This window comes from Pseudomonas sp. R4-34-07 (assembly GCF_003852375.1).
In the GTDB taxonomy this organism is placed as follows: Bacteria; Pseudomonadota; Gammaproteobacteria; order Pseudomonadales; family Pseudomonadaceae; genus Aquipseudomonas.
The window spans coordinates 3264407-3279724 of record NZ_CP027760.1; the positions used below are offsets into that span (position 1 = coordinate 3264407).

Annotated in this window: 10 protein-coding genes; all 10 read left to right on the top strand. The window is 62.4% G+C overall.

Annotated elements, in window-relative coordinates; translation table 11 throughout:
- Positions 1–88 precede the first annotated feature (88 nt).
- The 10 genes from C4J85_RS15015 (at position 89) to C4J85_RS15065 (ending at position 15257) form a co-directional block, all read left to right on the top strand.
- Positions 89–991 carry an AraC family transcriptional regulator gene (locus C4J85_RS15015; RefSeq protein WP_124410067.1) on the top strand — a complete coding sequence of 301 codons (903 nt, stop codon included), beginning with the start codon at positions 89–91 and terminating at the stop codon, positions 989–991.
- Positions 992–1745: 754 nt separating this feature from the next.
- Entirely contained in the window at positions 1746–3740 is a 1995-nt protein-coding gene (locus tag C4J85_RS15020; protein WP_124363032.1) for a methyl-accepting chemotaxis protein, read from the top strand.
- 88 nt (positions 3741–3828) lie between these two features.
- On the top strand, positions 3829–4293 hold the full coding sequence (locus tag C4J85_RS15025; RefSeq protein WP_124367196.1) for an SRPBCC family protein: 465 nt from the start codon (positions 3829–3831) through the stop codon (positions 4291–4293).
- Between the two features lie 78 nt (positions 4294–4371).
- Positions 4372–5373 (top strand): alpha/beta fold hydrolase, encoded by a 1002-nt coding sequence (locus tag C4J85_RS15030; RefSeq protein WP_124410068.1) that lies wholly within the window; start codon positions 4372–4374, stop codon positions 5371–5373.
- Between the two features lie 20 nt (positions 5374–5393).
- On the top strand, positions 5394–6347 hold the full coding sequence (locus C4J85_RS15035; RefSeq protein WP_124410069.1) for a D-2-hydroxyacid dehydrogenase family protein: 954 nt from the start codon (positions 5394–5396) through the stop codon (positions 6345–6347).
- Between the two features lie 467 nt (positions 6348–6814).
- Positions 6815–8371: a glycogen synthase GlgA gene (gene glgA / locus C4J85_RS15045; protein ID WP_124367199.1), complete on the top strand. Its 1557-nt coding sequence runs from the start codon at positions 6815–6817 to the stop codon at positions 8369–8371.
- A 19-nt stretch (positions 8372–8390) separates the two neighbouring features.
- Positions 8391–10136, top strand: coding sequence for a malto-oligosyltrehalose trehalohydrolase (treZ, locus tag C4J85_RS15050; protein ID WP_124410070.1), 1746 nt, complete (start codon positions 8391–8393; stop codon positions 10134–10136).
- Positions 10133–12217: a 4-alpha-glucanotransferase gene (malQ, locus tag C4J85_RS15055; protein ID WP_124410071.1), complete on the top strand. Its 2085-nt coding sequence runs from the start codon at positions 10133–10135 to the stop codon at positions 12215–12217. The genes treZ and malQ overlap by 4 nt, the downstream gene beginning before the upstream one ends.
- A complete protein-coding gene (locus tag C4J85_RS15060) occupies positions 12214–14964 on the top strand; it encodes a malto-oligosyltrehalose synthase (RefSeq protein ID WP_124410072.1) in 2751 nt (916 codons plus the stop codon). The genes malQ and C4J85_RS15060 overlap by 4 nt, the downstream gene beginning before the upstream one ends.
- Before the next feature lie 23 nt (positions 14965–14987).
- Positions 14988–15257, top strand: a complete 270-nt coding sequence (locus tag C4J85_RS15065; protein ID WP_124367203.1) for a DUF2934 domain-containing protein — start codon at positions 14988–14990, stop codon at positions 15255–15257.
- Positions 15258–15318: the final 61 nt, after the last annotated feature.

Here is a 15318-nt window from a genome sequence, read left to right on the forward strand (position 1 = left end):
ATGGGTGAATGACTCCAGTCTGTTGGTTATAAAAAAACCGCTCAATAGGCTAAAGTAGCGATTACTTGCTCTAGAGTCTTTTCATTAGATGAATTCGTCCAGCGCACTCGTCGATTGGTTATTAGACAGCCTCGAACTCAACACTAGCCTGTTCCACGTCGGCCGCTACTGCGGCGACTGGCATGCGAGCACCCATGGGCTGGCCAGGGCGAGTTTTCATCTGATTGTGCAAGGCGAATGCTGGCTGCACATCCACGGCCAGCCGGCGCAGTACCTGAACAACGGCGATGCGGTATTCCTGCTGCGCGATCTGGAATATCGGCTGTCCGGTGCAGACACTGCGCAGGGCGCGCAGGAATGCCCGCGCCGCCCGATGCTGGCGCTCGACAACAACGCCACGGACGGTGTGGGCCTGGTCTGCGGCTTCTTTCATTTCCAGTCCGGGCTGTCGGCGATGATCGTCGACAACCTGCCCGCCTGGATTATCCTGCGCGCCGGCGACCCGTCGTTGACTGCCGCGCGCAATCTGTTCGAACTGATCCTGCAAGAGTGCGAGCGCCAGCCGGCGCCCTCCTCGGCCCTGCTCGAACGCCTCTGTCATTTGCTGTTTCTATATGTGCTGCGCCAACAAGTGCTCGACAACGCCGAATTGGGCGGCCTGGCGGCACTCGCTCGGCACCCGGCATTTTCCAATTTGTTGGAACAGCTGATTGCACGCCCGGCCGAAAACTGGACGCTGGAGAGCATGGCCGCCTGCACCGGGCTGTCACGCTCGGCGTTTTTCAAGCGTTTCAATGAACTGTGCGGACAATCACCCGGCCAGGTATTGTTGATGATGCGCATGCGCCACGCCTGCCAGTTGTTCAAGGCGGACCAGACCGTGGCGGATGTATCGCTGGCGGTGGGCTATCAATCAGTGGCAGCGTTTACCCGCGCCTTCCATAAAGTCACCGGGCAACAACCGGGCGCCTACCGCCGCGCGCAAAGCTAGCGCCGCAAGCCATTGCTCGGCGCGGCGCACAGACGCCATGGTCGGCCTCCACCAGCCTGAGTGGATGAGGTCAAAGTGTGGGAGGGGGCTTGCCCCCGATGGCGGCCTCTGGGCCGACCAGGATGTTGGATTGGACCGAGTACATATCCGTTGCTGCGGTAACGGCGGCTTAGGGTTCCGCCCTGACGGCGGGTCACTTTGGAAAAGAGCCCCAAAGTAACCAAAGGGCTCTTGCCCCACCACTCGGCACCTCGCCTAGGCTCGGTGTGCCCGTAATCCGACAGTGATTTGGGGGGCGCTTAGATCAAAAGCAAGATCACAAGCAAGAGCGACTCGCTTCGCATCGTGGTTACTTAGACTGCTACAAAGTTGTGTAGATACCTATGGCTATCGGGGGCAAGCCCTAATGCCAGTCAGTTAAGCGTACACCACCGTCTGTAGGAGCGAGCTTGCTCGCGAAAAACGTCAACGATAACGCGTGCTTCCTGAATAAACGCGGTGCCTGTGAGTTTTTCGCGAGCAAGGGCTAGCCGCCCGCCTCGTTCCTACAAAAAGCCTTAACTGACTGGCATTAGGGCAAGCCCCCTCCCACATTTGAGTCATGACCATGCTCCAGATCTGATTTGGCGGCGCCGCTCGACGGCGTCGGCACTTTCTTACACACACCTACCTAAAGCTCCTACCGTCCAAGCCGATAGCCCTACGAAGCTCTAACAAAGCCGCGCCGACAATAACGCTTCGTAAGGACGATCCCATGCCCCCACTGCGCTCCATCCAAGCTCGCTATACCCTGTTCCTGGTGCTGTTCGTCCTGGTGTTATTGGTGTTGACTGTCGTGGGTATCGGCCAGTTGGTCGCGCCCAAGCTGCAATACACCGAAGAACAGGTGGTACTCAATCGCATCGGCGAAGTGGCCGAACAGATTCAGGGCGAACTGAACAAGGTTCAGGCCCAGCAACGCACCATCACTCAAACGATTCCGCTGCTCGACAGCGACGCCATCGACAAGGTCCTGCCCGGCCTGGTGGATCAGTACGGCGAGCTGAAAGTATTCGGCGGCGGTATCTGGCCGCTGCCCAACCAGCGCACGCCTGGGCGTAACAAACACAGCACGTTCTGGCACCGTGACGCCTCGGGCAAGTTGGCGGTCAACACCTTCTGGAACAGTGACCCCGCGCCCAACTATTACGACCAGAGCTGGTACAAGGGCGGCCTCGCCTCGCCCCGTGGCCAATGCGCCTGGGCCGCCGCCTACAAGGACGACGCCAGTCAGGAGCCGCGCACCAACTGCGCCATGGCGATCCAGCGTGACGGCGCCGCCTATGGCGTGGCGACCATCGACGTGACCCTGGGCTTCTTCAATGACCTGGTGGCCAGCAAGGAAAAAGACATCGGCGGGCAGATGCTGATCGTCGAAGGCGACGGCAAGATCATCAGCAACAGCTCGCGCATCAGCAGCCCGGTGGTGTTGAAGAACATCAGCGAACTGACCGGCACCTCGGCCTTTGCCGCCCAGGTCAGCAAAGCCCTGGCCCATCGTGACCAGGCCTTGCAACGCAGCGAGTTCGACAACCAGGGCGTGGCCAGCACGTTCTACATGCGTCCGATCGAGGGCACCCCGTGGTTCCTGGCGACCGCCCTGCCCACCTCGCTGATCACCGCCCAACGTAATGACGTGCTCGGCAGCCTGGCGTTGCTGCAAATCCCGATGGTGATCCTGCTGGTGCTGCTCGCGGCGTATGCCATTCGCCAGCTGGTACAGCGCATGAAAGCGCTCAAGGGCAATATCGACGCGCTGTCCGCCGGCGACGCCGACCTCACGCGACGCATCACCATCCGCGCCGAAGACGAACTGGGCGCTATCGGTCACTCGGTGAACCACTTTATCGTCTACCTGCAAAACATGATCGGCGAAGTGACCCAGGCCACCGGCGCCATGGCCTCGGGTCTTGCGCAGCTGCAGCAGACCTCCGCGCACACCAACCAGATCCTGGTGCGCCACGCTTCAGAAACCGACCAGACGGTGACCGCCATCACCGAAATGAGCTCCACCGCCGACACCGTCGCGCAAAACGCCGCTGAAACCGCAGCGTTCACCCAGCGCGCCAACGAACACGCCGATCGTTCCCGGGTGGTGGTGGGCGAAGCGTCCACCAGTGTCAGCGCCTTGATCGGTGAAGTCGCCAGCGCGACCCACACCGTTGAGAACATGCGCCAGGACGCCGCACGTATCACCGAAACCCTCGGCGTGATCGGCGCCATCGCCGGCCAGACCAACCTGCTGGCGCTCAACGCCGCAATTGAAGCGGCGCGGGCCGGTGAACAAGGCCGCGGTTTTGCCGTAGTGGCCGATGAAGTACGCGCACTCGCCGCACGCACCCAGGCCAGCACCTCGCAGATCAACGAGATGCTGGCGCGCTTGACCACCGGCGTAAGCTCATCGGTCGCCGCCATGGAAAACACCCAGGCCAGCTGCCAGTCGGCGGCGGATGCCACGGCGCGGGTGAACAGCGGGCTCGATGAAATGGCCGGTTCGGTCAGCCATATCAACAACCTCAGCACCCAGATCGCGACGGCCGCCGAGCAACAAAGCGCGGTGACCGAAGAGATCAACCGCAGCATGGTACAGATCCGACATATGGTAGAAGAGCTGGTCGAAAGCGGCCATGCCACTGAAACCAATACCCACAGCCTGCTGGAAGCGAATGGCCGAGTGATTGCCTTGATGGGGCGCTTCAAAGTGCGTTGATCCACGCCTGAATACTCCCGTGCAAAGCGCGGGAGTCGGACTATTCTCACAGCTCCTGGTTTAAAACCCGCCACACAGGAGGTGTGTCATGCACGCTATCGAGCATCCGATCCGCGTGGAGCGAATCAGCCAGGAACGGTTCATCCACGCCCCGGTCGAGGCCGTCTACGACTACGTGACCCAACCCGACCGCTGGCACGAATGGCACCCCACCTCCCTCAGCGCCGACACCGGCACCCACGGCTCCCTGCCGACCGGTGCGCGTTTTACCGAAATCATCGACCTGCTGGGCATCCGCGTGCCGCTGAGCTACCGCGTACACATTGCGCGCTGCCCCTTTGAGTTCATGACCGTGTTCACCTCAGTGGTGGTCGACGGTTCCCTGCATTATTGCCTACAGACACAGCCTGGCGGCACGCTGTTTACGCGGGTACTGACCTATGAGACCGAACTGCAACTGATGACCTTGCATGAGCGCATGATCGAGCTCTCGCGTATCGCGCTGGACCGGCTCAAGCATCGGTTGGAACACGCCAGCGGCTCGACGCAGTAACCCTGCAGCGGGTGTGTTAATCCCCCGTTAATCCCTCCCAAACAGCATTCGGAGCATCTTTTCCCGGAGTTGATGCCCATGCCTTCCATCCGTGACTTATGCGTCGCCGGCCTGCTTACCGCCAGCGCCGCGCCTGTGTTCGCCGCCACCTACGGCCCTGAACTCCAAGGCTTCCAATACCCCTACCCGGTTGAACGCTTCAACTTCGAGTCCCAAGGTAAAAGCCTGCAGATGGGCTATATGGACGTCCCGGCCAAAGGTAAAGCCAACGGCCGCAGCGTGGTGCTGATGCACGGCAAGAACTTCTGCGGCGCCACTTGGGAAGACTCGATCAAAGCCTTGAGCGACGCGGGTTACCGGGTGATCGCGCCGGACCAGATCGGCTTTTGCACCTCCAGCAAGCCTGAGCACTACCAGTACAGCTTCCAGCAACTGGCGCTCAACACCCACCAGTTACTGGAAAAGCTCGGCATTCAAAAAGCCACGCTGCTCGGCCACTCCACCGGCGGTATGCTCGCCACGCGCTATGCCTTGATGTACCCCGAACAAACCGAACAACTGGCACTGGTCAACCCGATCGGCCTGGAAGACTGGAAGGCCTTGGGCGTGCCGCACCAAAGCGTTGACCAGTGGTATCAGCGCGAGTTGAAACTGAACGCCGATGGCGTGCGCAAGTACGAGCGCGACACCTATTACGTGGGCCGCTGGAAGCCCGAATACGAGCGCTGGGTGGACATGCTCGTCGGCCTCAACCAAGGACCGGGGCATACCCTGGTGGCCTGGAACTCGGCATTGATTTACGACATGATCTTCACCCAACCGGTGTACTACGAGTTCAAGGACGTGCAAGCGCCCACCCTGCTGCTGATCGGCACCAGCGACACCACCGCCATCGGCAAAGACCTGGCGCCACCGGACGTGAAGGCCAGGGTTGGCAACTACCAGGTGCTGGGCAAGCAGGTGGCCAAGCTGATTCCCCATGCGACCTTGGTGGAGTTCGACGGCTTGGGCCATGCGCCGCAGATGGAAGAACCGGCGCGGTTTCATCAAGCGCTGTTGCAGGGTTTGAATGCCCTTTAACCTGAGTGAGGCACGCGTGCATGTCGCTACAGATCGCAGTCATTGATGATTGGCAGCAGGTGGCCAGCAGCGTGGTGGATTGGTCGGTGCTGGCGCCCTTGGGCCAGGTGCATTTTCTTCATGACTACCCCGCCGATACCGCCACGATGGCCGAGCGTTTGCAGGCGTTCGACGTTATTTGCGTGATGCGCGAGCGCTCCCTGTTCGACCAGACCTTACTGCAAGGGCTGCCCAGGCTCAAATTGCTGGTGACCGGTGGCATGCGCAACGCCGCCATCGACATCGCCGCTGCCAAGGCGTTGGGTATCCAGGTGTGCGGCACCGACAGCTATAAGCAGGCCGCGCCGGAGCTGACCTGGGCGCTGATCATGGCCTCGACACGCAACCTGCTGGCCGAGGCCAATTCCCTGCGCGCAGGCGGTTGGCAAGTCGGCCTGGGCGGCGATCTGTATGGCAAGACCCTGGGCATCCTCGGGCTGGGCAGCATCGGGCAAAAAGTCGCACAGTTCGCCCAGGTATTCGGCATGCGCGTGATTGCCTGGAGCGAAAACCTCACGCCGCAACGGGCGGCTGAGTCCGGCGTGACCTGGGTCAGCAAGCGCGAGCTGTTCGAACAGGCTGACATTCTTACCATCCACCTGGTACTCAGCGAGCGCAGTCGCGGCCTTGTCGATGCGCAGGCGTTGAGCTGGATGAAACCCAGTGCCCGGCTGGTGAACACGGCACGCGGGCCGATTGTGGATGAACAGGCGCTGGTTGAGGCATTGAGCAGCGGGCGACTGGCCGGCGCGGCGCTGGACGTATATAGCCAAGAGCCACTACCGCTTGAACATCCCTTCCGCTCCCTGCCGAATGTGCTGGCAACGCCCCATGTCGGTTATGTGAGCGAACAGAACTACCGGCAGTTCTATCAGCAGATGATCGAAGACATCCAGGCCTGGACGAACGGCGTGCCCATTCGGGTGCTCGGCTGACGCACCGTTTCAGTGCAGGCGCCCACTTGTGGCGAGGGAGCTTGCTCCCGCTGGGGCGCGCAGCGCCCCCAAAATAAGGGAGCGCTACGCACTCCAGCGGGAGCAAGCTCCCTCGCCACACTGTTTAAGCCTGCTTAATCTTATAAGTTTTTGTCCTACAATTTCCCCGAATAAACCCTGCAGGCGCTGGAATCTGTCCTAGACTGATGACCGATGGGTCCGTTCCAAAACAAAAACCCCGCAAAAAATCGAAACTTTCGAACTCTGCCGCAGGTCCAGTTTTAGGTAAGGCGAACATATCCGGTTCAGGCCGCATGCCCGCCCATCCAAACTATTTCAGCTAACCGTGCAACTGGCATACGCCTTGCCAGTTTGTATTGCGCTTGTGCGCCTGGCCGCAGGATGCGGTCAATCGGAGCTGATGGCAGCGGGCCATTAGCCGACCAACGAAACAAGGGGAGTGCATTATGATCAGTGCCGCAGTAGTAACTCAGGGAGAGCGTTTTAGTCAGCCGGCAGGGGGGCCTACATCGTTGGCCGACCTGCCCAACACTGTGCGGCCGATCGTGAGTAAGAACCCGAATCGAAAGAAAGTGCTGTTTGTTACCTCCGAGTTTGCCGACTTGGTGAAGACCGGTGGCCTGGGCGACGTCTCCGCCGCCCTGCCCCGCGCCATGGCGCACCTGCACGATGTGCGGGTGCTGATTCCCGGTTACCCGCAGGTGATGGAAAGCGATAACCCGATCCATATCGTCGGTGAGCTGGGCGGCCACGCGGCACTGCCACCGTGCAAGATCGGGCGCATGGACCTCAAGGACGGCCTGGTCATCTATGTACTGATCTGCCCTGAGCTGTACGAGCGTGAAGGCACGCCCTACGGCGCCAACAATGGCCGCGACTGGCCGGACAACCATATCCGCTTCGCCCGCCTGGGCCTGGCCGCCGCCGACATGGCCGCCAACCTGGCCCAGATTCACTGGTGCCCGGACCTGGTGCACGCCCACGACTGGCCCGCTGGCCTAGCCCCGGCGTATATGCACTGGCGTGGTTCACGCACGCCCACCCTGTTCACCATTCATAACCTCGCCTACCAGGGCGTGGTGAGCCTGGGCTGCACTCCCGAATTGGGCATCCCGCCCCATGCCCTGCAACAGGAAGGCATGGAGTTCTACGGCAAGATGTCGTTCCTCAAGGCCGGCATGGCTTATTCCAGCCACATCACCACGGTCAGCGCCACCTATGCCGAGGAAATCACCACGCCGGAATTCGGCTGTGGCCTCGATGGCTTCCTGGCCAGTAAAACCCAGCAAGGCCTGCTCAGCGGGATTCCCAACGGCATTGACGAAAGCTGGGAAACGTCGACCGACCCCCATCTGACCCATAATTTCAATATTGGTGACTGGGAAGGCAAGGCCATCAACGCCGCCCAAGTGCGCGAGCTGTTCGGCCTGCATGATTCCACCGGCCCGTTGTTCGCCGTGGTGTCGCGCCTGGTCTACCAGAAAGGCCTGGACCTCACCGAAGCGGTCGCCAGCTTCATCGTTGAAAACGGTGGCCAGATCGCGATCATCGGGCGTGGCGAGCCGGAAGAAGAACAGGCCATGCGTGAGCTGGCGCTGCGCTTCCCAGGCCAGGTTGGCGTGCGCATCGGCTTCAACGAGACCGACGCCCGCCGCATGTTCGCCGGCAGCGACTTCCTGCTGATGCCATCGCGCTATGAGCCCTGCGGCCTGAGCCAGATGTATGCCCAGCGTTTCGGCTCGTTGCCGGTAGCGCGCAACACTGGCGGCCTGGCCGACACCATTGAAGACGGCGTCACCGGATTCCTGTTCAACGAATCCACCGTCGACAGCTACAAAGCCGCCCTGGAGCGCGCGTTCAAAGTGTTTTCGTTCCCAGGCCTGCTCAACGCCATGCGCAGCCGCGCCATGACCCAACCCTTCAACTGGTCACAGGCGGTGGAACCCTACGCCGAGCTGTATGAACAACTGGTGGTTAAAGCACTGGGGAAATCGACTAAATAATCAAGAGAGGTCTTCATAGATGCCGTTACGGACTCTGGAAACCTGGCCCCACGGCGCACTGATGCTGGACGCGCAACACACGCGTTTTGCCTTGTGGGCGCCAGACGCGTTTTATGTCAGCGTTGAATTGCAGGACGGGAAATCCATCGCCATGTTGCCCCAGGCAAATGGCTGGTTCGAAGTAGAAGTGGCCTGCCCTGCCGGAACGCTTTACCGCTTCAATATCGACGGCGAACGGGATGTTCCCGACCCCGCCTCCAGGGCCCAGGCGCTGGACGTGCACGGTTGGAGCCGCGTCGTCGACCCGCTTGCGTATGAGTGGCGGCACAGCCACTGGCAAGGCCGCCCCTGGCACGAAGCGGTTATCTACGAACTGCATGTCGGCGCCATGGGCGGTTACGCTGAAGTCGAGAAGCAGCTGCCGCGCCTGGCCGAGCTGGGTGTAACCGCCATCGAACTGATGCCCCTGGCGCAATTCCCCGGTGAGCGCAACTGGGGCTACGACGGGGTACTGCCTTACGCACCCCACTCTACCTACGGCACACCCGAACAACTCAAACACTTGATCGACAGTGCCCACGGGCATGGCCTGGCGGTGATCCTCGACGTGGTCTACAACCACTTCGGCCCGGATGGCAATTACCTGGGCCAGTACGCCAAGGGCTTCTTCCAGGAAGACGTGCACACCCCATGGGGCGCGGGGATTGATTTCGAACGCCGTGAAGTACGGGATTTCTTCCTGGATAACGCATTGATGTGGCTGCTTGAATACCGCTTCGACGGCCTGCGCCTGGATGCCGTACACGCCATCGACAACCCCGAGTTCCTGCGGGAGCTGGCGCAGCGGGTGCGCCAGCAGGTCGACACCGGCCGCCACGTGTGGCTGATGCTGGAGAACGAGCTGAACCAGGCCAGCCTGCTCGAACAGGATTTCGACGCGCAATGGAACGATGACTTCCATAACGTGCTGCACGTACTGCTCACCGGCGAAACCGATGCCTACTACAGCGATTTCGCCGAGCAGCCTACCGTCAAACTGGCACGCTGCCTGGGTGAAGGCTTTATCTACCAGGGCGAGCCCACCCGCCACGGCCATACACGCGGCGAACCCAGTGCGGAGCTGCCGCCGACCGCTTTCGTGGCGTTCCTGCAGAACCACGACCAGATTGGCAACCGCGCCCTGGGCGAACGCTTGCATCAACTGTGCCCGCCCCAGGCGTTGAAGGCAGCGACCGCGCTGTTGCTGCTGTCGCCGATGATCCCGCTGATGTTCATGGGCGATGAAGTCAATGCCGCGCAGCCGTTCCTGTTTTTCACCGACCATCACGGTGAACTGGCGCAGGCCGTCCGTGAGGGCCGACGTAACGAGTTCGCCGATTTCGCCGCGTTTCACGACCCCGAGCAGCGCGAACGGATTCCCGATCCCAACGCATTGACGACCTTCCTGCAATCGAAGCCGTCCCTGGTCGAAAACGAGCATACCCAGCTCTATCGCCACTTGCTGGGCCTGCGCCGTCAATACGTGGTGCCCCATCTGCCCGGCAGCGTGGCCCTGGGCGCGCAGGTGCTGGCGGACAGCGCGGTGACTGCGCGCTGGCGCCTGGGCGATGGCAGCGTGTTGCAAATCGACCTGAACCTGAGCGCCGAGCCCATCGACCAGCCTGCCTCGGCACATGTGATCTTTCAAACGCCTGCCGAGCCCGTGGCGCACCTGCCGCCGTTGAGCGCACGCGTGTCCTTATTCCCCGTCGGAGAAGAGTTTTGAGCGAAGCGAACCTGGAACTACTCGCCAGCCGCGCGGGCCTGGCCGTCGATTGGATCGATGCCAACGGTCGCCCGCAACATGTGCAGCCCGACGCCCTGCGCGCCGTGCTCAAAGGGCTGGGGCACCCGGCCGATACCGAGGCCGAGATCGACGCCAGCCTGCGAGAACTGGAGCAGGCCCAGCAGGACAAGCATCTGCCGCCACTGCTGACCATCGACAGCGGTGAAGGCCTGGACCTGGCGCGTTTCTTTGCACCCGACACGCCGTGCCGCGTCCATCTGGAAAACGGTGAAACCCTGGAGCTGCGTCTGGACGGGGATGCCGTGCTGCCTGGCGTCATCGCCGTGGGCTACCATCAAGCGCATATCGACGGCCAGACGTTTACCCTCGCTGTGGCGCCCGCTCAATGCTATAGCGTGGCCGAAGCGGTCGACACCAACCCCGCCCGCGCCTGGGGCCTGAGCGCCCAGCTCTACTCGTTGCGCCGCCTGGGCGACGGTGGTTTCGGCGACACCCTGGCCCTGGAGCACCTGGCCCGCTCAGCCGCCGAGCGCGGGGCCGACGCCCTGGCGATCAGCCCGATGCATGCCATGTTCAGCGCCGACGCCGAGCGCTACAGCCCCTATTCGCCTTCCAGCCGGCTGTTTCTCAATAGCCTGTATGCCTCGCCGGCCTGCATTTTGGGTGAACGTGAAGTGCGCAATGCCATCGAAACCGCAGGCCTCGCCGAGGAGCTGCATGAGCTGGAACAGCTCACGCTTATCGACTGGCCCGCCGCCGCCAAGGCCAAGCAACGTCTGCTGCGCGCCCTGTATGAAGATTTCCGCCACGGTCACCATCCGCAACACGCTGACTTCCAGAGCTTTCGCCAAAATGGCGGCGAGGCCCTGGAAAACCACTGCCGTTTCGAAGCCGTGCAAGCGTTGCGCGCCGCCGCCGGCGAAGAACTCGATTGGCGCCACTGGCCGCAAGACTGGCGTACACCGCAGAGCCCGGCGCTGGTGCAGTTCGCCGAGGAGCACCGCGAGGAGATCGGCTATTTCGCCTTCACCCAATGGCTTATCGCGCGCAGCCTGCAACGTGCGCAACAGGCCGCGCGTGGCAGCGGCATGGGTATCGGCCTGATCGCCGACCTGGCGGTGGGCGCAGACGGCGCCGGCAGCCAGGCGTGGAGTCGCCAGGATGAATTGCTCGCCGACCTGACCGTCGGCGCGCCACCAGACATTCTCAACCGTGCGGGCCAGGGCTGGGGCATTTCCGCGTTTTCCCCCGAGGGCCTCAAGCGCAACGGTTTCCGCGCCTTCATTGAAATGCTGCGGGCCAATTTCGCCCACGCGGGCGGCCTGCGTATCGACCATGTGATGGGCCTGCAACGCCTGTGGGTCATCCCGAACGGCGCATCGCCGCGCGAAGGCGCCTATTTGTATTACCCGGTGGACGACATGCTGCGCCTGTTGGCCCTGGAATCCCATCGTCACCAAGCCATTGTGCTCGGTGAAGACTTGGGCACCGTGCCCGACGGCCTGCGCGAAAAACTCAGCAGCCGGGCGATCCTCGGCATGCGCGTGTTGTTGTTCGAGCAAAACCATGAGGGCCAGTTCAGGCCTATCCTCGACTGGCCCGACAACGCCCTGGCCACCACCAGCACCCACGACTTGCCGACCCTCAATGGCTGGTGGCACAGCCGCGACATCGAATGGAATATCCAGCTGGGCCTGATCGACGCGCCAACCGTGGACCAATGGAGCGAACACCGCCTGCGCGAACGTCAGGCCCTGCGCCAGGCCTTGAGCCAGGACCCGCAGAACTTCGTCGATGAAATCCGCAACGACACCGACCACATGATCGATGCCAGCGTGCGCTACCTCGGCCACACCCGTGCGCCGCTGGTGTTGCTGCCGCTGGAGGATGCGCTGGGCATGGAGGAACAACCCAACCTGCCCGGCACCACCGACACCCACCCCAATTGGCGCCGCCGCCTGCCAGGCGAAGCGTCCAGCCTGCTCGACAATGTGGGCGCTGCGCGCCGCCTCGAGCTGCTGGCCGTCGCGCGCAACCAAGCTTATGAGCGTGACCGATGAAAGCACTGCCCTTGCGCGCTACCCAGCGCCTGCAATTTCATAAAGGCTTCACCCTGGATGACGCGGTGCCATTAGTGCCGTATTTCGCCCGACTGGGCATCAGCCACCTATATGCCTCGCCCCTGCTCAAAGCCCGTGCCGGTTCGATGCACGGCTACGACGTGGTCGACCCCACCCGCGTCAACCCGGAACTGGGCGGCGAGGCGGCACTGCACCGGCTGGTGGCCGCGTTGCGCGAACACGACATGGGCCTGATCCTCGACATCGTCTCCAACCATATGGCCGTCGGCGGTGCCGATAACCCCTGGTGGCTGGACCTGCTGGAATGGGGGCGCTTGAGCCCCTACAGCGAATTCTTCGATATTCAATGGCACTCCCCGGACCCGCTGCTCAAGGGCCAATTGCTGATGCCGTTCCTTGGCAGCGATTACGGCGAAGCACTGCAGAGCGGCAGCCTGGTGCTGAAGTTTGACGCGGCGCAGGGCGCATTTTACGTCGAGCACTACGAACACCGTTTCCCGATCTGCCCGCGGGACTACGCCCTGGTGCTTGGCGGCGACGAGGAGCTCAAGCCCTTGGCCGATCGCTTCGCCACCCTGGCTTATCAGGATGACGCCTACGCCGAAGCCGCCCTGCTCAAACAGGCCTTGGCTGAGCGCGCCAGCGAACTGCTGCCCGCCATCGAACAGCGCCTCGCCGCGTTCGACGGGCGTACACCGGAAGGTTTCGCGCGCCTGCATCAACTGCTGGAACAACAAAGCTACCGCCTGGCCAGTTGGCGCACGGCGGCGGACGACATCAACTGGCGCCGTTTCTTCGATGTGAACGAGCTGGGCGGCCTGCGCGTGGAGCGCACGGCGGTGTTCGAGGCCACCCACGGCAAGATTTTCGAGTTGATCAGCGCAGGCTTGATCGATGGCCTGCGCATCGACCACATCGACGGGCTGGCCGACCCGCGCGGTTACTGCCGCAAGCTGCGGCGCCGGGTGGATGCATTGTCGCCGCAGAAGCATTTGCCGATCTTCGTGGAGAAGATCCTCGGTGAAGGCGAGACCCTGCGCGAAGACTGGCAAGTGGACGGCACCACCGGCTACGAATTCATGAACCAACTGTCGTTGCTGCAACACCATCCGGACGGTTTCGCGCCGCTGGCCGAGTTGTGGTCACGCCACAGCGAACGGCCTTCGGCATTTATCGAAGAAGCCCGACTGGCGCGCCAGCAGATTCTCAATGGCTCGTTGGGCGGCGATTTCGAAAGCGTGGCCCAGGCGCTGTTGCAAGTGGCGCGTGACGACGTAATGACCCGCGACCTGACCCTGGGTGCGATCCGTCGCGCCTTGCAGGAACTGATCGTGCACTTCCCGGTGTACCGCACCTATATCAGCGCACGCGGGCGCAGCGCGGCTGACGACAAAGTGTTCCAGCAGGCCATGGACGGCGCGCGCAGCACCCTGAGCGAAGGTGACTGGCCGGTGCTCGATCACCTGGAAAAATGGCTCGGTGGGCAACCCTGGCGCAATCGCCCGCTGGGCCGCGAGCGCAAGATGCTCAAGCATGCCTGCGTGCGCTTCCAGCAACTGACCTCGCCCGCCGCCGCCAAGGCCGTGGAAGACACGGCGTTCTACCGTTCGGCGGTGCTGTTGTCGCGTAACGATGTGGGCTTCAGCACGGAGCAGTTCAGCGCGCCGTTGGCCGATTTTCACGCGGTCAACCAGCAGCGGCTGCAGTGCTTTCCGCACAACCTGCTGGCCACCGCCACCCACGACCATAAACGCGGCGAAGATACCCGCGCCCGTCTGGCGGTGCTGAGCGAGTGCGCTTCCTGGTATGCCGAGCAGGTCGAACACTGGCGCAGCCTGGCCGCGCCGCTGCGCGACAGCGCCGACAGCCCTTCGGCAGGCGATGAACTGATCCTGTATCAGGTGCTGCTCGGCAGCTGGCCGCTGGAGCCGAACCCCGACCTTGAGGCCTATCAGCAACGCCTGTGGCAATGGCAACAAAAAGCCCTGCGCGAAGCCAAGCTGCAGAGCAGTTGGAGCGCGCCCAATGAGGCCTACGAACAGGGCGTCGAAGCGTTCCTGAAGCGCGTGTTGCTCAGTGAGGCCGGCGCCCCGCTGCGCAGCGCCCTTACCGCTGCGGCCGAGGCGATTGCACCCGCTGGTGCCTTGAACGGGCTGGCGCAGTCTTTGCTTCACCTGAGCGTGCCGGGCGTGCCGGATGTCTATCAAGGCGATGAGTTCTGGGACTTCAGCCTGGTAGACCCGGACAACCGCCGCCCGGTGGACTTCCAGGCGCGGCAACGCGCTTTGGAGGCGCCAGTGGACACCGCTGAACTGTTGGCCAACTGGCGCGACGGGCGTATCAAACAGGCGCTGATCGCACAGGTACTGACCTTGCGCAAGGCTAACCTCGAGCTGTTCAGCGACGGTGCCTACACTGCCCTGGAGGTGGTTGGGCAACAGGCCGAGCACGTCGTGGCCTTCTGCCGCGAACACCAAGGCAACCATGTGCTGGTAGTGGTGCCACGTTGGTCCCGGCGCTTGCTCGAAAATGCGCTGCAGCCGTTGATTCCTGCGCAGGTTTGGGGCGATACGCGGGTGAAGTTACCGTTCGCCGCCGCAACGCAAAACTGGAAGGGACTTTTTCAGACGAGCGTAGTCACACCAGACAAGGAGCTGTTGATCAGCGCTGCCCTGGGGGATTTCCCGGTCAATGTCTTTATCAATTCCGATAGTCAAGAAAGCTGAACATTTTCTCTGAGGAGTGTGTGATGAGTAATGAAGACAAACGCATCCGCGAACTGGCGCATCAGATCTGGGAGTCCGAAGGCAAGCCTCACGGTGAAGATGCCCGTCATTGGGAGATGGCGCGCAAGCTGGCCGAAGCCGAGGCGCTGACGCCAAGCAAGCCCAAGCCGGCCGCCAAGCCGAAGACGGCCCCAAAGGCAACGGCCAAAGCCAAGCCGGCTGAGCCTGCCGCCGCCAAACCGGCGCCAAAGAAGCCCGCTGCGCCGAAAAAGCCCAAACCTCCCGCTCATTGATCGCCGCGCCCCCTGACTGCCTTGCTGTCGGGGGAGCTTTTATCTCTTTACGTCATACGCT